The sequence below is a fragment of the Micromonospora sp. NPDC002717 genome (assembly GCF_040295705.1).
Taxonomy (GTDB): Bacteria; Actinomycetota; Actinomycetes; order Mycobacteriales; family Micromonosporaceae; genus Micromonospora.
The window spans coordinates 413,840-432,985 of record NZ_JBEOVW010000001.1 but is presented as its reverse complement, the minus strand read 5'-3'; the positions used below and the strand labels follow the sequence as shown (position 1 = coordinate 432,985).

General features: G+C 70.9%; 21 protein-coding genes, 1 tRNA gene and 2 pseudogenes. 17 read left to right on the top strand and 7 right to left on the bottom strand.

Annotation, left to right across the window (positions count from 1 at the left end):
• The first annotated feature begins 580 nt into the window (after positions 1-580).
• From ABT006_RS02115 to ABT006_RS02100, 5 genes and pseudogenes are all read left to right on the top strand, one after another.
• Positions 581-1,933, top strand: a complete 1,353-nt coding sequence (locus tag ABT006_RS02115) for a hypothetical protein (protein WP_350702031.1) — start codon at positions 581-583, stop codon at positions 1,931-1,933.
• 59 nt (positions 1,934-1,992) lie between these two features.
• A pseudogene (locus tag ABT006_RS35050) lies at positions 1,993-2,439 on the top strand (replication initiator); the annotation flags it as partial.
• Entirely contained in the window at positions 2,387-3,481 is a 1,095-nt protein-coding gene (locus ABT006_RS02110) for a replication initiator (protein ID WP_502890824.1), read from the top strand. The pseudogene ABT006_RS35050 and the gene ABT006_RS02110, both read left to right, overlap by 53 nt.
• Positions 3,478-3,675 carry an excisionase family DNA-binding protein gene (locus ABT006_RS02105; protein ID WP_350702029.1) on the top strand — a complete coding sequence of 66 codons (198 nt, stop codon included), beginning with the start codon at positions 3,478-3,480 and terminating at the stop codon, positions 3,673-3,675. Before ABT006_RS02110 ends, ABT006_RS02105 begins: the two co-directional genes overlap by 4 nt.
• A pseudogene (locus ABT006_RS02100) lies at positions 3,675-4,895 on the top strand (tyrosine-type recombinase/integrase). Before ABT006_RS02105 ends, ABT006_RS02100 begins: the two are co-directional and overlap by 1 nt.
• Positions 4,896-5,311: 416 nt before the next feature.
• Here the strand turns inward: ABT006_RS02100 and ABT006_RS02095 are convergent.
• A complete protein-coding gene (locus tag ABT006_RS02095; protein ID WP_350702028.1) occupies positions 5,312-5,659 on the bottom strand; it encodes a DUF5713 family protein in 348 nt (115 codons plus the stop codon).
• Between the two features lie 731 nt (positions 5,660-6,390).
• Here ABT006_RS02095 and ABT006_RS02090 point away from each other — a divergent pair.
• The 6 genes from ABT006_RS02090 to ABT006_RS02065 all read left to right on the top strand — a co-directional run bounded on the left by ABT006_RS02090 (position 6,391) and on the right by ABT006_RS02065 (position 10,046).
• Positions 6,391-6,939, top strand: a complete 549-nt coding sequence (locus tag ABT006_RS02090) for a tetratricopeptide repeat protein (RefSeq protein ID WP_350702026.1) — start codon at positions 6,391-6,393, stop codon at positions 6,937-6,939.
• Positions 6,940-7,027: 88 nt separating this feature from the next.
• Positions 7,028-7,099 (top strand) — tRNA-Lys (locus ABT006_RS02085).
• 646 nt (positions 7,100-7,745) lie between these two features.
• Positions 7,746-8,093 carry a PadR family transcriptional regulator gene (locus tag ABT006_RS02080; RefSeq protein WP_350702025.1) on the top strand — a complete coding sequence of 116 codons (348 nt, stop codon included), beginning with the start codon at positions 7,746-7,748 and terminating at the stop codon, positions 8,091-8,093.
• A gap of 2 nt (positions 8,094-8,095) precedes the next feature.
• Positions 8,096-8,476: a DUF1048 domain-containing protein gene (locus ABT006_RS02075; RefSeq protein ID WP_350702023.1), complete on the top strand. Its 381-nt coding sequence runs from the start codon at positions 8,096-8,098 to the stop codon at positions 8,474-8,476.
• Positions 8,473-9,285: an ABC transporter ATP-binding protein gene (locus tag ABT006_RS02070; RefSeq protein ID WP_350702021.1), complete on the top strand. Its 813-nt coding sequence runs from the start codon at positions 8,473-8,475 to the stop codon at positions 9,283-9,285. Before ABT006_RS02075 ends, ABT006_RS02070 begins: the two co-directional genes overlap by 4 nt.
• The gene (locus tag ABT006_RS02065) at positions 9,282-10,046 is read left to right on the top strand and encodes an ABC transporter permease (RefSeq protein WP_350702019.1); all 765 of its coding nucleotides are present in this window, start codon (positions 9,282-9,284) and stop codon (positions 10,044-10,046) included. The genes ABT006_RS02070 and ABT006_RS02065 overlap by 4 nt, the downstream gene beginning before the upstream one ends.
• Before the next feature lie 179 nt (positions 10,047-10,225).
• On the opposite strand, the gene ABT006_RS02060 is transcribed toward ABT006_RS02065, so the two are convergent.
• Together ABT006_RS02060 and ABT006_RS02055 are read right to left on the bottom strand one after the other, a co-directional pair.
• Positions 10,226-10,417 carry a DUF397 domain-containing protein gene (locus tag ABT006_RS02060; protein WP_350702017.1) on the bottom strand — a complete coding sequence of 64 codons (192 nt, stop codon included), beginning with the start codon at positions 10,415-10,417 and terminating at the stop codon, positions 10,226-10,228.
• Positions 10,404-11,210 (bottom strand): helix-turn-helix domain-containing protein, encoded by an 807-nt coding sequence (locus ABT006_RS02055; RefSeq protein WP_350702016.1) that lies wholly within the window; start codon positions 11,208-11,210, stop codon positions 10,404-10,406. The genes ABT006_RS02060 and ABT006_RS02055 overlap by 14 nt, the downstream gene beginning before the upstream one ends.
• A gap of 256 nt (positions 11,211-11,466) precedes the next feature.
• On the opposite strand from ABT006_RS02055, the gene ABT006_RS02050 reads away from it, so the two are divergent.
• The 5 genes from ABT006_RS02050 (at position 11,467) to ABT006_RS02030 (ending at position 14,214) form a co-directional block, all read left to right on the top strand.
• Complete coding sequence (locus ABT006_RS02050) at positions 11,467-11,727, top strand: hypothetical protein (protein WP_350702014.1); 261 nt, start codon at positions 11,467-11,469, stop codon at positions 11,725-11,727.
• Entirely contained in the window at positions 11,724-11,972 is a 249-nt protein-coding gene (locus ABT006_RS02045; protein WP_350702013.1) for a flavin reductase, read from the top strand. The genes ABT006_RS02050 and ABT006_RS02045 overlap by 4 nt, the downstream gene beginning before the upstream one ends.
• Before the next feature lie 170 nt (positions 11,973-12,142).
• Entirely contained in the window at positions 12,143-12,625 is a 483-nt protein-coding gene (locus ABT006_RS02040) for an anthrone oxygenase family protein (protein ID WP_350702690.1), read from the top strand.
• 147 nt (positions 12,626-12,772) lie between these two features.
• A complete protein-coding gene (locus ABT006_RS02035) occupies positions 12,773-13,075 on the top strand; it encodes a hypothetical protein (protein WP_350702011.1) in 303 nt (100 codons plus the stop codon).
• A 65-nt stretch (positions 13,076-13,140) separates the two neighbouring features.
• The gene (locus ABT006_RS02030) at positions 13,141-14,214 is read left to right on the top strand and encodes an NAD-dependent epimerase/dehydratase family protein (RefSeq protein ID WP_350702009.1); all 1,074 of its coding nucleotides are present in this window, start codon (positions 13,141-13,143) and stop codon (positions 14,212-14,214) included.
• Positions 14,215-14,270: 56 nt separating this feature from the next.
• On the opposite strand, the gene ABT006_RS02025 is transcribed toward ABT006_RS02030, so the two are convergent.
• The 3 genes from ABT006_RS02025 to ABT006_RS02015 all read right to left on the bottom strand — a co-directional run bounded on the left by ABT006_RS02025 (position 14,271) and on the right by ABT006_RS02015 (position 17,272).
• Complete coding sequence (locus tag ABT006_RS02025; RefSeq protein ID WP_350702007.1) at positions 14,271-15,020, bottom strand: ZIP family metal transporter; 750 nt, start codon at positions 15,018-15,020, stop codon at positions 14,271-14,273.
• Between the two features lie 40 nt (positions 15,021-15,060).
• Positions 15,061-16,260: a GNAT family N-acetyltransferase gene (locus tag ABT006_RS02020; RefSeq protein ID WP_350702005.1), complete on the bottom strand. Its 1,200-nt coding sequence runs from the start codon at positions 16,258-16,260 to the stop codon at positions 15,061-15,063.
• A gap of 292 nt (positions 16,261-16,552) precedes the next feature.
• Positions 16,553-17,272 (bottom strand): PP2C family protein-serine/threonine phosphatase, encoded by a 720-nt coding sequence (locus tag ABT006_RS02015; protein WP_350702003.1) that lies wholly within the window; start codon positions 17,270-17,272, stop codon positions 16,553-16,555.
• A gap of 62 nt (positions 17,273-17,334) precedes the next feature.
• Here ABT006_RS02015 and ABT006_RS02010 point away from each other — a divergent pair, with 62 nt between their 5' ends.
• Positions 17,335-18,462 (top strand): helix-turn-helix domain-containing protein, encoded by a 1,128-nt coding sequence (locus tag ABT006_RS02010; protein WP_350702001.1) that lies wholly within the window; start codon positions 17,335-17,337, stop codon positions 18,460-18,462.
• Between the two features lie 120 nt (positions 18,463-18,582).
• Here the strand turns inward: ABT006_RS02010 and ABT006_RS02005 are convergent, their stop codons facing one another.
• Positions 18,583-19,050: a helix-turn-helix domain-containing protein gene (locus ABT006_RS02005; protein ID WP_350701999.1), complete on the bottom strand. Its 468-nt coding sequence runs from the start codon at positions 19,048-19,050 to the stop codon at positions 18,583-18,585.
• Positions 19,051-19,146 lie beyond the last annotated feature (96 nt).

Sequence of the window (19,146 nt, the reverse complement as noted above, 5' to 3'; positions counted from 1 at the left end):
ACTTCCTTGCTGTACGACTGCCAGGTCGAAACGGGGCCCCGAGCCCGGCTGGGGCGGTGGTGACGCCTCGCTTACAAGCTCTGTGCATCGCGTCCGCACGCGTCCGCCAACGGCTGCACGCTCGGAGCTTCGTCCGTGCGAGCGCTTGGCAGCATGCCGCCGTCCGGCGGCGTTGCTGTCAACGTTGCTGTCGACAGCCGTTCCGCCGGCGACCCAGGTCGACCCCGCTGGCGGGATCCAGTCTCAAGCTATCGTCTACTGCCAGCCGGTCCCGGCCCGCGTCTACGAGCAGGTGTAGGCCATCGTCCAGTGATATTCGTGTCCGGTCTGCCTCAAGGCTTGCGCTGCCTTCCTGCTGCCTCGCTGCCTGGCACCTCGCTCTGTGCGTCCTGCCCGACGGGGACAGCTCGAAGCGCTATGGCCCGACAGCCCATCAAAGGCGATGATAGTTGCGATGGAACCTGAAACCGAGGCAGACCGCCCGCCCGCGATGTCACGCGAGACGAAGACACAGGCAAGTCCTGAGTCCGAGCGACATCGGGAGACTTCACTCAGTAGACAGCGACGAGTCCATCGGCCAGTGGACCAAAACCTCTGGGAGCTGATCAAGCGACCTGCACTTGACGCACTCCGCAAAATCGCCCAGTACGAAACCGTTGAAACAAGCGGCGAGGCCGACAGACGGGCCATGACAGCCCCAGACAGTTCTGGTCAAACGGTCTCCTTTGGAGGCCCGGGACGGGGCGCGGAAGACCTGGATGGGCTACAGGAGCTTGTGGAAGGGATCCACCAGCGACCTAACACAGCCTGGAAGTTTGCGCTACCGGGAACAGATATTGCCGACCGTTCAAGCTTAATGGTCCACGAGATCGCTATGGTTCCGCTCGTGCTCGCCCAGAGATGCGCAGTCCTCGGGGAGCAATCTATCAACGAGGAGACGTTGGCACGACTATATCGCGAGCATGAACCATACCTTATCGACCCCGACCCCCGAGTCGATGTAATAGTGCCCATCCTTGGCGCCATATTTGAGGAAGGCACCAAGTTCAAGGAGTACTCGGTAATCGAAATGTCGGGCAGCTTATACGATGCTTTTTCGGCCGTTCCCCACATCAAGGACCGCGACCGGTCGAGCCTGCAAAGAGCTACACATGCGGTAAAGCTAGAGAACGTCAAATGCATCCCCGGTGGATATGGGGAATACTTCGATATCTGCATGGACGAGGCGGGCGAAGATGCCCTAGCGCGATTCTTTCAAGGTATGGCAGTTGCGCTTCCGGGACGCACGACCTATGCGCAGGTTGGATACCTCGCAAGGGGATGGTCCGCCTTTGCGACTGCAGGACCCAGCGCACCATTTACTCACCTGCTTCGCGATTATGCACTACGTCTCGACCGAATTGATGACCGGGAACCGGTCCAAGTTTCGCCCGCCAAGGCGGAGGAGATCAGCTCGCTTGCGGAAGCACTTCTCAAGGCCCATCTCAGCGTTAGAGTCGCAGCGCGCCGGCTCGCAAATTCTTATGAACGCGACGATGATGAGGACCGAATTATAGACTTGTGCATTGCGCTGGAAGCGTTACTCGGGTCAGGTTCCGGCGAAACAGTGCACCGGCTTAGCCTTCGGGCGGCGGCCCTGCTCACACGAGCAGGATGGTCTGACAGCAAGGAAATATATTCAGCAACCAAGGATATGTACTCGTATCGGTCACGAGTCGTACATGGAACACCAGGGCCCCACAAGAAAGATCTACTGGACATCGGCGGCATGCCAATACACGCCTCTAGGTTCGCGCTTGCCGCTCTGTGTACTCTTCTGCGGCTTGCGCTGCAAAACGGCGGCTTCAATCCGGCCAAGCTCGATGACGACTACATCTTCTCGGCCTTCGACGTGGCGGCGGGCGGCTTCCAACAGAACGACCAAGAGGAATAGTTCGCTGGCGTGCCCTTACCGCGTCGGCGGCCAACGCATTACGGGTTGACGTCCGTGCGGTGGCTCGGCGCCTTGTCCTCCTACTCCCTTTTCTGGCCTCGTCCGGCGTAGTACGCTCCGGTTCGCTGGCTTGGCTGCTCATCGGGCCTCGCGCCAAACGGCCCTGCTGCCGGAGGCATGATTCCAGCAGCCAATACCCACGATCAGCGCCGAGATCCGACTCGTATCACTCGATCAGCAGTTTGCTGACAAGCTGGGTCTACCAGGGCGACGCCTACCAGGTCGTGCGCTGCGGCCTGACTGGCGGCAAGGGCGTCCCTGCCTCGGTAGGCCGGCACCCGGTCGTCTTCGCCACCTTCACCGCGCCGTCCTTCGGCGCGGTCCATCACCGGCACATCCCTCGCCACACCTGCGCTACCCGGCAGCGCTGCGACTGCCGTCCGGCTCCCTGCCGTGCTCGCCACACCGCCGGCACCTGCCAGCATGGGCAGCCACCGGCGTGCTTCGCCCGTCACGACGCCGACGATTCGCGGCTTGGGCAGCCGTTGTGCCTGGACTGTTACGGACCACGGCCACCAGGTCGTCTGGAACTACTTCTCTGGCGAGCTGTGGCGGCGCACGAAGCAGGCCATCGAACGGCACCTCGCCGGCCTTTGCCGCAGACGCGGCATCCCCTTCGTCCAGGTCGTCACCGACTCCGGCAGGGTGCGCCGGCTGCCGCCGGTTCGGGTGTCGCACGGGAAGGTCGCCGAGATGCAGCGCCGGGCAGCCGTTCACTTCCACGTCCTGCTGCGCCTCGACGGCGTCGCCCCCGACGACCTAGACGCGCTCGTGCCGCCGCCTGTGGGGATCACCGTCGGCGACCTGGAGGCAGCCGTACACGCCGCCGCACGCCAGATCACCGTCACCACGCCCCCGCACCCCGACCAGCAACGCGGCTGGGTGGTGGTGTGGGGCGAGCAGGTCGACGTCCGGCGTATTAACAGTGCCGGCGGCGAGCTGACCGACGGCAAGGTGGCCGCCTACCTCGCCAAATACGCCACCAAGGCGACCGAAGCCACCGGCCACCAATCGACCCGGCTCACCCCTGCCACGATCGACGACTACGCCGATCCGGAAGGCGACCATCTTGCCCGCCTCATTGACGCCTGCTGGCACCTCGGACGGCCCACCGGCACCGACACCGCCAGCGGCGCCGCAACGGCCGACGACCGTCAAGGCAGCCTTGACACCAAACCAAACGCCTACGCCGGGCTGCGCCGCTGGGCGCACATGCTCGGCTTCGGCGGTCACTTCCTCACCAAGGCTCGCCGCTACTCCGCCACCTTCGGCCTGCTCCGGGACACCCGCGCGACCTACCGCCAGGCTGAGGACGACGCCCCCACGGACACCGTGACGGTTGGCGTTCTGACCTACGCCGGCTCCGGGTGGCTCACCGAAGGCGATGCGCTCCTGGCCAACACCGCCGCCGCCCAACGCCGGCAGGCCAGACGCATCGGCCGGGAAGAACTCGCCCACGAAGCCTGGCTCGTCGGGGCCGCCGCATGAGCCAGAAACTCGCCCCGCGCTGGTACTCACCCGCCGAGGTCGCCGTTCTGCTCGGCTTCGGCATCTCCAAGGTCAAGATGAAAATCGCCACCGGCGAGCTGCGCTCCATCAAGGATGGCAAGTATCGCCGGATCCTCCCCGAATGGGTCGACGAGTACATCCGTGACCAGGTCGAGCGGCAGGAGGCGGCCTGATGTCCGGACGTGGTCGGGCCAACGGCGAAGGCTTGATCTTCCCGTACCGCAACGGCTTCGCCGCGTACGTCTGGGTCGAGAAGCCCGACGGCAAGCGGGGCCGGAAGTGGGTCTACGGCAAGACCCGCGAGGAGGTCCACGACAAGTGGATCAAGCTGCACGGACAGGCCAAGGCCGGCCCGGTGGCGACGCGCTCCCCGACCGTCGGGGAGTACGCCGGCTACTGGCTGCGCGAGATCGTCAAGCCGAACTTTGCCCCTGGCAGCTATGTCACCTACGAGGTGGTGGTCCGGCTCTACCTCGTGCCAGGGCTGGGCCGGAAGCGCCTCGACAAGCTTCGGGTCAGCGACGTCCAGACGTGGATCAACGAGGTCGGGCGGACCTGCCAGTGCTGCGCCCAGGGCAAGGACGAGCGGCGCAAGCCCGCCCAGCGTCGCTGTTGTGCCCTCGGCCACTGCTGCAAGGATCTGCCCTCGGCAACGAGCGTCACCCACCTGCGGACCGTGCTCCGGACGCTGCTGTCCAACGCGATCACCGAAGGGCTGATCACCCGCAACGTCGCGTCCCTGGTGAAGCTGCCACCGGTACGGAAGCGTAAGCGGAAGGCGTGGACGAGCGACGAGGCGCGGCGATGCCTGGAGTCGGCCCGCGCCGACGACGATCCGCTCTACGCCGCGTACGTCCTGGTCCTGGTGCTCGGTCTGCGTAAGGGCGAGATGTTGGTGCTCACCTGGGCCGGCGTCGACCTCGACGCGGGGGAGTTGACCATCGATCGGCAGCTCCAGCGGGTCGGTGCCGAACTGCTGCACCGGGAGACGAAGACGGCCGCCTCGGACGCCACCCTGCCGCTGCCGGACATCTGCACCGTAGCGCTCGACCGCCGCCGTGCCGCCCAGAACGCCGCCCGGGACGCCGCCGGCCTGGCCTGGCACCCCTCCGACCTGATCTTCACCACCCGCTACGGCCGGCCAGTCGAGCCGCGCAACGTCAACCGCTTCTGGGACCGGCGCTGCGACACTGCCGGGGTCCGGCGGATCACCGTCCGGGACGCCCGGCGGACCTGCGCCTCTCTCCTGGCCGACCTGGACGTGCACCCCCGGGTGGCGATGCAGATCCTTCGGCACGCCCAGTTCGCCATCACGATGGAGATCTAGACGGTGGTGTCGTCGGCGGCCACCCGCGACGCGCTCAAGCGGCTCGGCCAGGCGCTGGACCGGTGAAGCCGCTACTGCTGTACTTCGCTGCTGTACCGGCCCCAATCACGGCAACAGTGTCCCCGCTAAGGGCCGCTGACCAGCGGAGGAGTGGTCCGCCAGGGGCTCGAACCCTGAACCTATGGATTAAAAGCGCCCAGGAGCGGACAAATTCATGCTAAGCGTCGCGCGGTGTTGACGGTCCGGACTCCGCGTGCGTCGTCCGGCCGTGTTCGCGCTGGTCCGCCGCCCAACCTGCGTGTCGTGATGTTGCGTTTGGCGTCTAATGAGGACGCGAATCCGCGGACGGCGTGGTGAATCCGATTGATGCGGCGTCGTCCGAGCACCCGTAGAGCACCCACGAGCCGACGCGGTCCGGCATCCGTGATTCCATCTGGTGGGCCGCAAGCGCCTGGGTCAGCTACCTGTTCTGCCTGGTCGGCTCACCATTCCCGGTTGGCGATCAGTCGCTCGCTGTCGGCGTCGGTGAACCCGTAGCTCGTCGCGACGAACCGGAAGTCCTCTCCGATCGCTTCACGTGCGACCGTCTCGATCTCGCTGCCGGCCGCCTCAAACTCCGCCTCGAGCAGGTTGAACTCGTCGGTCGCGGCGTCGGTGAGCGTGTAGAGGGCTGCCAGGTCCTTCGGCTGCTCCGCCTCGATCTGCTCGCACAACCGCAGCAGGATCGCTCGGCCCTTGTCGACGACGTGGTCCGGGAAGTACCCGTCCTCGTACAGCTCGTACAGAAAGGCGTACTCCGCCACCTGCTGGTGCGCGATCGGCATGGTCATGCTCCCCTTCGCAGATCCACCGGTCGATCATGCGACACGCTGCCGATACTTTCGCCACCCGCCCCGACGCCCACTGGCACGACCTCCACGCCTAACCGCCGGCCGGGCCCGGCCGAAATCCCGGCACGGGCCGACCACAGCCATCCCACGGACACCGACATCACCCATGGCCTTCCCCCGCAGATACCCGCCAGACCTGATCGACACCGTCGTCCAGCGCGTCGCCGACGCCCGCGCCATCCGCGCCTACGGCGCCATCACCACCGTCGCCCGGCAACTGAACCTCGACCCCCGCCTCGTGCAGAAGTGGGTCACCAAAGCCACCACGCCACCCGCCGCCACACCCGCCGAGGCCGGTGACCCGCGGGAGGTATACCTGCCGGCGAGGCTGCTGCACTGCCGGTTCTGCCACCAGGACATGAACCCCGACCGAACCACCGGACCCCGCGCCTGGCTACCAGTGCCCGGCCGGGTGCCGACCCTGACCCCTCGCCGCTGTCGCCCTCGCCGACACCGTCGGTCGGGCGATCCTGCACCACGCGCCACGTCTCACACCCCGGACCGGTGCACCGACGCCTCCGCACCTGGTCGCCATCCACGCCGAACGGGTCCTCGCTCGCGTCACCGCCGGCGCCACCACCCGGGACCTCACCCTCACCTGGCGACCCGAACCCCTGCTCGCAGTCGACCAGCACGACGCCGAACGCGGACGGCGTCTCGCCGCCGCCCGCATGCACGCCGCCACCGACCCCCTGCGCGCCCGGCGGCTCCTGCGCGACACACTCGCCGGCGTCAACCCCGCCACCGCGCCCGCTCACCCGCTACACGCCGACGCCGCCACCCTCCTGGCCGAACTACTTCTACGCCTCGACCAGCCCACCGACGCCGTCCCCTGGGCCACCTACGCCCACCACAGCATGTGCCACCTCCACGGGCCAACCCAGCCGCGCGTCCTCGATGCCCTTCACCTCCTCGCCCTCGCCCACCGGCGGGCCGGACACCCCCAACGCGCCCACCACCTCTACCGGCAACTCGCCGAGCACCTCGCCGCCACCGAAGGCCCGCATGCCCACCGCACCCTCGCCACCCTCGCCAACACCGCCCTCGTCCTGCACGATCTCGGCCACTGCCACGCCGCCCGAGCCCTGCTCGCCGACACCATCACCACCCACCGCCGCCACCACCCCGGCCACCCCGCCACCGCCCGCATGACCCACCACCTGACCCGCATCTGGCGCGACTGCGCCGCCCAGGGCCACCACCACGATCAGGACACCTGACCCCGGCCACGGCGTGCCCGCGAAGATCCAGATACGCGAGCGAGCGCCCACGCCAGGCCCACACGCTTCGGGTAACCTGTGGGCCTGCGGGCCGTTAGCTCAATGGCAGAGCTGAGGACTTTTAATCCTTAGGTTCTGGGTTCGAGTCCCAGGCGGCCCACCTGTAGCGCATGACCTGGGAAAACGTAAACCGGATGGGCGGTACACGAACCGCCTTAGCGAGGCGCGCTGCGACCTGGGTAAACGTGTGTCCCGGTGGAGCTGTCGTGGGTCGTGCGGTGACGGCGGGCGGTTCGAGGGGCACGTTGATCGGGCGGATCGGCTACTGCTCGGGTGCACTGACGCGGGCGGGCGGCTCGTCGGTAAGCAGCTGGCACTTGACTGAGCCGGCACCGAGCCTCTTCTGCGGCAGAAGTGCGGGTCAAGGGATCGAAGCGACGGTGTGGTCGCCAGCTTGGTCGAGCGTTTTGGGCTCCTACCAGGCGGGTCAGCCTGATCGCGACGTCGTCTCCGTCGAGGCGTAGCCGACGATCACGCGAGAAGCCCAGAGTCGTGGCGGCCTGGGCCGATTTCGAGGAACAGCTCGTGACGATGAGGGTTCACGTGCCCGGACCGTCCGCGATCGTTCCGGCGCTGTTGATCACCTCGTCCACCCAGCCGTCGTAGCGCAACCGGATCAGCATGATGTGGACTCCGACGCCGAGTGGCCCGTTCTGAAATCCCTCGGTATTCAGCGTTGCTATCTACCGGTACCTAGCGGTACTGTCTACCGGTAGTAAGCGTCGCTCAGTAGTGAGGGAGATGGCATGGGCAGCCAGATGACAGAGATGCTGAAGGGCACTCTCGAAGGCATCGTGCTGGCGATCCTGGCCCGCAGATCGGCGTACGGCTACGAGATCACCGCGTGGCTGCGCGACCGCGGCTTCTCGGACATCGCGGAGGGCACCATCTACGCGCTGCTCGTCCGCGTTGAGCAGCGCGGGTTCGTGGACGTGGAGAAGGTTCCCTCCGAAAAAGGGCCCCCGCGAAAGGTGTATTCGCTCAACGCGAAGGGGCGAAACCAACTCGCCGAGTTCTGGAGGACGTGGAGCGTCCTCGCGGAACGCATCGAGCAACTCCACCACAACGACAACCAACACGGCGAAGGGGCATGAGCATGGCCGCGAAGTGGATCGAGACGCTCGTCGGGTCGCTCGAGCAGAAGAAGCAGTACAAGCGCCACATGGCCCGTATCGAGGCCCTGCCGGAGCCCTATCGCAGCGCGGCCAAGGCTCTCCAGCGGTACTTCATGTACCACGGCGGGGTCCTCGACGGCGACACGCTCATCATGATGCTCGGCGACTTCGTTGACCTCTGGGAGCGTGCGGTCGCCGACGGAACGCCGGTCCGCGCGATCGTCGGCGACGACCCGGTCGAGTTCGCCGAGACGTTCCTGCAGGCGTACTCCGGCAAGCAGTGGATTGACAAGGAACGCGAGCGCCTCCGGAAGGCGATCGACGCCGCCGCCGGCGACAACGGCGAGGAGAAGAGCGCATGACCACCAAGACGCGCGAACCCGCGATCAGGGTGAAGGCCATCACGAAGTCCTACAAGGACCTGCAGGTGCTGCGGGGCGTCGACTTCGACGTGGCAGCCGGGAGCATCTTCGCTCTGCTCGGCTCGAACGGCGCCGGAAAGACCACGCTGGTGCGGATCCTGTCGACGTTGCTGAAGGCGAACACCGGCACCGCGACCGTCCACGGCTTCGACGTCTCCTCGGCTCCGGGCGACGTACGCAAGTCGATCAGCCTGACCGGCCAGTTCGCCGCAGTCGACGAAGTGCTCACCGGCCGGGAAAATCTGGTCCTGGTCGCGAAGCTCCGCCACCTGAAGAACCCGGGTGCGATCGCCGACGACATGCTCGCCCGCTTCTCGCTCACTGATGCCGGCAACCGCCGGGCGGCGACCTACTCGGGCGGCATGCGCCGGCGGCTGGACATCGCGATGAGCCTTGTCGGCAACCCGCCGGTCGTGTTCCTCGACGAGCCGACCACCGGCCTCGACCCGCAGGCCCGCATCGAGGTCTGGCAGACGGTGAAGCAGCTCGCCAAGGATGGCACCACCATCCTGTTGACCACCCAGTACCTCGACGAGGCCGAGCAACTCGCCGACCGGATCGCGATCCTGCACAAGGGCACGATCATCCAGAACGGCACTCTCGCCGAGCTGAAGCAGCTCCTCCCGTCCGCCAAGGTCGAGTACGTCGAGAAGCAGCCGACCCTCGAGGACGTCTTCCTCGCCCTCGTTGGCGACACCAGTGACACCGCCGACAAGGCAGCCATGTCCGCAGGAGAGGAATCCCGATGACCGCCCACGTCCTCAGCGACACCGGAACCCTCACCGGCCGCTCCCTGCGTCACATCCTCCGCAGCCCGGACACCATCATCACCACCGCGGTTACCCCGGTCGCGCTGATGCTGCTCTTCGTGTACGTGCTGGGCGGAGCCATCAACACTGGATCCGCCGAGTCGTACATCAACTACATGCTCCCGGGCATCCTGCTCATCACGATCGCGTCCGGCATCGCCTACACGGCGTACCGCCTGTTCCTCGACATGCAGGGCGGCATCTTCGAGCGCTTCCAGTCGATGCCGATCCCACGACCCTCCGTGCTCTGGGCGCATGTCCTGACCTCACTCGTCGCCAATCTGGCCTCGCTCGTGATCGTCACAGGTGTCGCGCTGATCATGGGGTTCCGCACCGGCGCATCCGTAGCCGACTGGCTCGCCGTCGCCGGCATCCTGATCCTGTTCACCCTCGCCCTCACCTGGATCGCCGTGATAGCGGGCCTGTCCGCCAAGACCGTCGACGGCGCGAGCGCCTTCAGCTATCCGCTGATCTTCCTGCCCTTCATCAGCTCGGCGTTCGTCCCCACCGACTCGATGCCTGGCCCGGTCGCGTGGTTCGCCGAGAACCAGCCGGTGACATCCATCGTGAACACTCTCCGCGCGCTGTTCGCGCAGCAACCCGTCGGCAACGACATCTGGATCGCCCTCGCCTGGTGCGCCAGCCTGCTCGTAGCCGCCTACGCCGCCGCGACAGCGATCTACCGCAAGAAGATCAGCTAGCCGATCGCAAGAAGACAGCGCCGCACCCGCATGGATGCGGCGCTGTCTTCTGCGCAGGTCTGCCACCCTGTGCGCGGCACAGTCGATATGCGCAGCTCACCGAGGGTGCGCCGAGGTGCGGCCGCGGAGGCACCCGCCCCGGTCGGGGACGGGCGCTTCCGGGCGTACGCGATGGGCGGTCAGGCCCGCCCGGCGGTCCGGGCGACGAACGCGCGCCAGGCTGTGGGGGCGAAGGTCAGGGCCGGGCCGGTCGGGTCCTTCGAGTCGCGGACGGCGACCACACCGGGCACGTTGTCGGCCACCTCGACGCAGTTCCCGCCGCTCGAACCGCTACGGCTGGACTTGCGCCACCGGGCGCTACTGAGGTCCATGATGGCTCTCCACTTCCTTCATGAGGTCGATGGACTGCCGACGCGGGAGCGCTTCGTTTCGCACGCCCTCCCACTTCGCCAGAAGGCTAGCCACATCATCCTTGCTGTCGACCACGACTCCGCCAAGCTGGTTCTCCAGGTGTCCGACCCACCCGCCGTCGGCCGACCGAGCCAGCGCGAAGGGGCCGGACAGGCCGATGTGCAGGCCGGTTGCCGCCGGGACCACGTGCACGTGAACGTGGGGCAGCTCCGCCATCGCGACGAGGTGCGCGATCTGCTCTGCCATGATGCCGCTGAATCCGTCGCCCGTCCTGCGCAGCGCGGATTCGTCCAGGACCGCGACCAGTTGCGGTGGGTTCTCGCCGGTCAGAATCCTCTGCCGGTCCATGCGGGCGCTCACCTGCTGGTCGACCTCCGTCGCCGACATCAGGTCGTTGAGGCGCATGACGACGCGGGCGTAGTTCTCGGTCTGCAACAGGCCAGGGACCAGCAGCGGCTCGAACAGCCGGAGTTGCCTTGCCGCGCGTTCGGCGTCGAGCCAGGGGAGGAACCAGGAGGGCGCGCCGACGCTGGCGACGAGCCGTTCGAAGAGCCCGCCGGTCTTGAGCGCCCGGTCGGCGCCCTTGAGGAAGTCCATCGTCAGGGCGCGGGTGCCGCCCTCGACGGCGCTGACGTGGGACGCGCTGAACCCGGCACCCCGACCGAACGTCTCCTGCGTCATGCCGGCACCACCTCGGGCGCGGCGGATCTCGGCCACGACGAAGGCGGCGAGCGGACTCGGCACGTCGGCCATTCAGGGCCTCCCAGTTTGAAGATCGACTACCCACGGCGCCACCCGCCGGGCGCGGCCTCGGCCAGCCCCACCCGGACGCCCGCAGAGTCTTCCGAGCGTAGTCACCTCCACAGCAGAGTGTCACCAGCGGGGGCCGCTCGTGGAGCACTGGCCGGGGACGGTCCTCGCGGGGGCCGCCCCCGGGCGAGCATCCGTCGGCGGCCCCCGTCCGAGCACCGGACGGGCCAACGGACATGGCGACGGACGGGAGACAGGCGTGACGGGCGACGGGCCGCGCCGGGAGGGCGCGATCGTGACGGGCGAGGTCATCCGCGTGCCGGAGGACTCCTACCGGTTCGGCACCGGGATCCTCACGCTGTACGTCACCGAGATCCTCAGCCGAGGGCCGTTCCAGGGCGCGGAGTGGGTCGAGCTGCGCGGTCGGGAGCTGACCCCGGACGGCACGCTCCGGCCCCGCGAGCGGTACGCCTTCGTCCGGGTGGACCGGGCGACCGTCGTCACGGTGCCGGCGCGGTGACCCGCCGCCGCGACCACCTGCCGTCCCGGCCCACCTGGCGCTGCGCGGCCTGCGGGATCGCCTGGCCCTGCTCGGCGGCGAAGCTGCGGCTGCTCGGCGAGTACCGCACCGACCGGACCGCGCTGTTGGTCTATCTCGGCACCCTCCAGGCCGAGGCGGCCGGGCAGCTCGCGGAGCTGGACGGCGAGCGGCCGTGCACGGACCTGGCCGAGCGCTTCACCGGCTGGGCCCGCCCGCGCGGGTAGGCCGCCCCAGATCCCGCCCGGGCCGGTCTTCCCGTGGGCCGGCCCGGGCGGTCCCCTCGCCGTGCGGTGGACGCTCGCTTATCGGGTCGAGCGGTCCGGCCATGGCCGGGAGGGTCACGCCCCGGTTGACTGGCGGGGACGACGACGGGGGAGGAAGACCTGTGTCCGAGATGATCCGCACCGCCGCCCTGGCCGGGGCGACCCTGACCACCGGGCTGGTGGCGGGGCTGTTCTTCGCGTTCACCTGCGCGGTCATGCCGGGTCTCGGCGCGACCGACGACCGGACGCTGATCGGCACCATGCAGTCGATCAACCGGAAGATCCTCAACGGCTGGTTCCTGGGCGCGTTCCTCGGCGCGCTGCTGCTGCTCGCCCTGGCCGCCGCCCTGCACCTGACCCGGGGCGGCCCGGCCCTGCTCTGGACCGTCGCCGCGCTGGCCTGCTACCTGGTCACCTTCGTCGTCACCGTACGCCTCAACGTGCCGCTCAACGACCGGCTGGAGGCCGCCGGCCCGGTGGACCGGATCGGCGACCTGGCCGAGGTGCGGGCCTGGTTCGAGGCGGCCTGGGTGCGCTGGAACATGGTCCGCACGCTCTCCTCGGTGGCCGCGTTCGCGTGCCTGATCGGCGCCCTGCTGACCCGGCGCGGCTGACCGCCCCGCCGGCCCCGGTCGCGGCTGACCGCCCGCCGGCCGGCCCGCCGGCACCGCCCGTCACCGCCGGGAGGCCGGGAGACCGGGAGGCGGGAGGCCGGGAGGTCGACAGGCATGGGCGGGCCGGCGCGGGGGAACCGTGCCCGCATGAGGATCAGCAGCACCCCGGCCGTCGCGGCCTCCGGCGAGGAGACCGGCCCCGACGGCGTACGGGAGCCGGCCGGCGAGGTGCACGCCTGGCTGCCGGGCCAGAACCAGACCGTCTGCGGGCTCCCGCTCAGCCGGACCCGGCTGCGCCGCTTCCCCCACGTGCGGTTCGAGTACCGGTCGACGGACGTGCTCACCGGGGCGGACGCGGTCGGCCGGATCTGCCCGCGCTGCCTGGCCGCCTCCGACGGTCGCCGCCGGAACGAGAAGAAGAGCTGGGTGCGCCACTCGCCCCGCCCCTGACGGCCGCCCATGATGGCTGCCGGGCGCGGCGATTGGCGGGCGGCTGACCGGGTACGGGGTCGGGCATGCGGATCGTGGTGGTGGGCGCGACCGGCAACGCCGGCACCGCCCTGTTGCGCCGGCTGCGCCGGGAACGCGGAGTCGACCTCGTCGGGGTGGCGCGCCGGCTGCCGGGGCCGGACCCCGGCGAGCCGTACGACCAGGTGGAGTGGCACTCCTGCGACGTCGGGCTGCCGGGCGCGGCCGACCAGCTCGCGGAGGTCCTCGCCGGGGCCGACGCGGTGGTGCACCTGGCCTGGCAGATCCAGCCCAGCCACGACCAGCGGGTGCTGCGCCGGACCAACGTCGGCGGCAGCGCGGCGGTGGTCGACGCCGTGGTCCGCGCGAACGTGCCGGCCCTGGTGGTCGCCTCGTCGGTCGGCACGTACGCGCCCGGCCCGAAGGACCACCCGGTCTCCGAGCGCTGGCCGGCGACCGGGGTGCCCGGCTCGTCGTACAGCCGGGACAAGGCCGAGGTGGAGGCGTTGCTGGACCGGGCCGAGCGGGAGCACCCGGGGCTGCGCGTGGTGCGGATGCGGCCCGGTCTGAACTTCCAGCGGGCGGCGGCCACCGAGATCACCCGCTACTTCCTCGGCCCGTTCGCGCCGGTCCGGCTGCTCCGCTTCGGCCGCATCCCGCTGGTGCCGACGCACCGGCGGCTGCGGATGCAGGCGGTGCACACCGACGACGTCGCCGACGCGTACGCCCGGGCGGTCCTGGGCGACGCGCGCGGTCCGTTCAACGTCGCGGCGGACCCGGTGCTGACCCCGGAGCTGGTGGCCCGGCACTTCCACGGCTGGACGGTGCCCGTGGCCGCCCCGGTGCTGCGCGCCGCCGCCGCACTCACCTGGCGGGCGCGGCTGCAACCGATCGACGCCGGCTGGGTGGAGCTGGCCCTGAACGCGCCGCTGATGTCGAGCGAGCGTGCCGAGGCGGAGCTGGGCTGGCAGCCGCGGCACGACGCGGTCAGCGCGCTGAAGGAACTCTTCGCCGGGATGGCCGACGGCGCGCGTACCGCCAGCCCGGCGATGTCCGCCGCAGGTGGCCGCCCCGCCGCCCTGCTGCGGGGCCGCCCCGCCGGCCACGGCAACCCCTACTGACGCACGCCGCCCCGACCGGCCCCGAGTTCAGAGGCGGGCGCCCCGTCGGGGGCGGGTCACGCGCGGGAGAGGGCGAAGGCGGTCAGGAATCCGGCCACGGTGACGAGGCCGACCAGCAGGTGGGCGTCCTCGAACGCCTCCGGGACCATGGTGTCGGTGATCATCGCCAGGATGGCGCCGGCCGCCAGCGCGGTGATCGCCGCGAGCGCCGCCGGCGGGGCGTCGCCGAGCAGCGTGAAGCCCGCCACCGCCGCCACGCCGCTGACCAGGGCGATCGCCGACCAGAGCGCGAAGACGTACCGCCGGGAGCGGCCGGCCCGGCGCATGCCGGCCGCGCTGGACAGGCCCTCCGGCACGTTGCTGAGGAAGACCGCGACCACGGTGACCAGGCTGACCGGCCCGCCGGCCAGCAGGCTGGCCCCGATCACCACCGATTCGGGTACGCCGTCCAGCAGCGCGCCGACCGCGATTGCGGAACCCGAGCCGGGCCGCTCGCCCTCGGAGGGCTGCCGGTCGCCGGAGCGCTTGCGGTGCCGCGCGCCCCACCGGGCGAGCAGCAGGTTCGCCAGGGTGTAGGCGAGCGCGCCGCCGGCCGCGCCGAGCGTCGTGGGCAGCAGGCCGCCCTTCTCGTGCGCCTCCGCGATCAGCTCGAACGAGACGGCGGAGAGCAGCACCCCCGCCCCGAACGCCATGACCGACGCGATGACCCGCTGCGGCACCCGGGCGAACCAGCCCACGGCCGCCCCGAGCAACAGGGCGGACCCGGCCAGCAGCCCCCACCCACCCGCCTGCAACCACTCCGGCATTCCCGGGACCGTACCCCGTCGGCGCGCCCGCCAACCGGGGTCAGAAGTCGGCGAACAGGTACGGCAGGTGACGCGGGAAGAGGCGGCGCAGCTCCGCCGCCGCGTCCGCCGGCACCTCGCCCAGCCCCCGCAGGCCCACCTCCACCGGGTCGAGCACCCCGTACGCCAGGGCCGAGATCCCGGCGGCGGTCAGCGTGGCGGTGGGCGGCTCCCCGGCGGTGGCGGCGGCGCCGGTGACCAGTTCCAGCGCGCCGGTCGTGCCGTCCAGCAGGTACGAACCGGCCAGCCAGCGGTCACCGGTCAGCTCGACGCGCACCCGGCCCGGCCCCGTGGGCAGCCCGGCCAGCGCGTCCACCGACAGCAGCCGGGCCATCGGCGCCGACGAGCCCGGCCGGGCCACCCGCGCCTCGACGTGCACGGCCAGGTCGGTCAGCCACAGCTCCGGCGCCTCGTCGACGGGGAGCTGGACGCTCACCCGCTCCACCTGGTCGACGTGCTGGGCGAAGAACCGCAACAGCAGCGCGCGGGCCACCGGGTCGGTGACGAGCAGGTCGTCGGCGACCAGCGTGCCGCCGTGGTCGTCGATCCGGTAGGTCACCGCGCCCGTGACCGTCCCGCCGACCCGGGCGGTGAGCAGCCACCGCTCGTCGCGGTCGCGCAGCCCGACGTCCCGGTAGTCGGGGAAGATCGCGAAGCCGTGCCGCTCGCGCAGGCAGCGCTCGGTGAACTCGCGCCAGGTCGGGTAGCCCGCGCCGATCCGCTCCCAGCCCACCTCGCCCGGCAGGTCGGCGCGGAGCAGTTCGCCGAGGTCGGCCGGCGAGAAGGTGGCCGTGCGGGCCTTCGGCAGCCCGACGTAGCCGAACCGGGCGTAGAACGACGACCGGAACGGCCAGAGCGCGGTCAGCGCATGCCCCTCGTCGCGCATCTCGTCGAGCAACTGGTGCAGCAGGGCCCGGACGTGTCCCTGCCGGCGGGCCAGCGGGTGGGTGGTCACCCCGGCGACGCCGGCCATCGGCAGCACCGTGCCGCGCAGGTTCTGCCGCATGGGCACCGCCGAGGCGGCGGCCACCGTCGTGCCGTCGGCCTCCGCGACCAGCGTCCGGTTGCCCTCGTTGTAGGGCAGGTAGTCGCGGTACTCCTCCGTCCGGCCGGGGCGGGACGGCGACGTCTCGAACGCGTACGCCTGGAGCGGGAAGCTGGTGGTCAGGCGCTCTTCGGAGTGCACCCGGCGGATGGTCATCCGCCAATCCCATCCCGGCTTCCCGGCCGGCGCAACCGCAATTGCCGGAAGCGGTCGGCGCGCCGGCTGGTTCGCCCGGCGTCGCCTGACCGCCGCGGCGGTCAGGCGATCGGCAGGTGGCGCGGGTGCCGGCGGCGGCGCAGCCGGACGCTGAACACGGCCGCCACGGTGACGACCAGCAACCGCACGAAGAACGGCAGAGATTCCATCCCGGCAACATGGCGACACGACCCAGGTGGCGCAACTATCTGGCCGGCGGCACGGATCCCCGCGCACGGGGAACCGGGGCGCGTCAGACGGCGGTGACGTCGGAGACCACGACGGTGACGTTGTCCGGCGCGCCGGCCTGGTGGGCGAGCTTGACGAGCTGCTCGCCGCACTGCTGGCGGTCGGCGTACGTGCTCAGCGCCGCGGCGATCGTGGCGTCCTCGACGTAGTCGGACAGGCCGTCGCTGCACAGCAGCAGCCGGTCGCCGGCGGCCACGGTCAGTATCCCGATCGCGGGCGGCGTGTCCGCACCCTGCACCGCCCGGGTCACCAGCGACCGCTGCGGGTGGTGGCGCGCCTGCTCCGGCGAGAGCGCCCCCTGGTCCACCAGCGCCTGGACGAAGGTGTCGTCCCGGGTGAGCTGGGTGAGCTGGGCGTCGCGCAGCAGGTAGCAGCGGGAGTCGCCGACCTGGGCCAGCACCAGCACGTCCCCGGCGAGCAGGGCGGCGGTGAGCGTCGTACCCATGCCGTCACGGGCCGGGTCGACGGTGATGGCGGCATGGATGCGCCGGTTGGCGGTGCTCACCACGGCCCGCAGCGCGTCGGCGGCCTCGTCGGGGGTGGTCGGCGGGCTCAGCTCGTCGAGGATGCGGATGACGATCTCGCTCGCCACCTCGCCCGCGGGCAGGCCGCCCATGCCGTCCGCGACCGCGACGAGGCGGTCACCGGCGAGGGCGGAGTCCTCGTTGTTGGTGCGGACCAGGCCGATGTCGTTGAGGATGGCCGAGCGGAGGATCAGCGTCATGGGTCAAGCTTGCCAAGAACACCCTGCCGCCGTCTCTACGCACTACTGCGTAGGGTGTGGGAATGATGCCGGTGTCCATGGTCGGGCGCGCCGGTGAGCTGGCCGAGCTCGACCGGGCATGGTCCACCGTGGTCGATTCCCGGCGCTCCGCGCCGGCCGTCGCGGTGATCACCGGTGAGGCCGGGGTGGGCAAGTCGCTGCTGGTCGCGGCCGCCCTGGACGCCTTCGCCCCGCGCCCGGCGGTGGTGCTCTCCGGCGCGGCCCGGGTGCACAGCCCCGCCCCGTACGACTGGCTGGCCGCCGTTCTCACCGGTCGGGACACGAGCGGGCTCGACCTGCCGCCGGACGCGCTGGCCTGGCTGGCCCAGCAGCCCACCGCGCCGCGCGAGCGCTACGCGCCGGGCACCCTGCTCCGGCTCGCGGTGCGGGTCGTCCGGCTGCTGGTCGGCGCAGGCCCGGCCGTGCTGGTGGTGGAGGACCTGCACGCCCTCGACCCGGCCAGCCTGAACCTGGTCGGCGAGCTGGCCGCCGCCGTCGACCTGCCGGCGCTGCTGGTGGTGGCCACCCGGCCCGCCGCCGACGCGGTCGCGCCGGACCTCGCGGTCCGCGCGCTGGCCCGGCTCTGCGGCGTCCGGGGCGCCGTCCGTCAACACCTCGGACCGCTGCTCCCGGCCGAGGTCGCCGAGGTGCTGACCCAGGTGTACGCCGACCCGCGCCCGTCCGGTCGCCTGGCGCGCGCGGTCTGGCGGCGCACCGGCGGCAACCCGTACGCGCTGACCGAACTGCTCGCCGCGCACGCCGGCCAGGGGCCCGAGGCGTTGCTCCGCCCGCCGCCGTCGGCACCACCGGCCCCGTCGACGGCGGCGGCCCGGCCCACGGCGGCGGCTCGGCCCACGGCGGCGGCCCGGTCGGCACCAGCGCGGTCGGCACCAGCGCGGTCGGCGGCGGTGGCGCCCCGGCCGGCCGACCCGGTCGACGCCGAGCTGACCGGGCGGGAGATCGAGGTGCTGGGCTGCCTGGTCGCCGGGATGTCCAACAAGCAGGCCGCGCGGGCGCTCGGCATCTCGGTGCGGACGGTCACCGTGCACGTGTCCAACCTGCTGCGCAAGACCGGGTCGGCGTCGCGTACGGAGGCGGCGATCTGGGCGGTGCGGCGGCGGTTGCCGGCGCCGACGCCGGTCGACGGCTGAGCCGCCCCGCGCGACCGGACCGCCGGGCCGGCCGCCTCCACCGCGCGTGGCCGGACCGGTGCGCCGCCGCGCCCGACCCCACCGTCGGCAGGCCGCCCCGGCGTCGTCGGTGGTGCGGGGTCAGCGGCGGGGATAGCGGAGCAGGAGGCTGGCGGCGACCTCCTCGTCGCCGACGGCGGCGTACACGTGCGGCACGTCCGACGTCCAGCGCAGGTGCTCTCCGGCGGCGGCCGTCAGCGGCGCGTCCACCGGGCCGGCGCGCAGCACGCCCGCGAAGACGGTGATGTGCTCGGTGACGCCCGGCTGGTGCGCGGGGGAGAGCTGCTCCGGGCCGGGCGCGACCAGCATCCGGTACAGCTCGTAGGTGGCGTCGGTGTCCTCGAAGACCTCCAGCAGGATGGCGGTGACCGCCGCGCCGCGGACGGTCGGTCCGGCGGCCGGGCCCGAGAGCACGGCCGTCAGCGGCACGCCGAGCTGCGCCGTGATCGCGTAGAGCGTCTCCAGGGTCGGGTTGCGGGTGCCGTTCTCCAGCCCGGAGAGCGTCGCCTTTCCCACCCCGGCCAGCCGGGCGAGGGTCGACAGGGACATCCCCCGTTCCTCGCGCAGCGCGCGTACCCGGCGGCCGACGGCGTCGGCTCCGGGATCGGGGTGCGGTGGGCGGGCTGGTGACGGGTGCGGCACCCC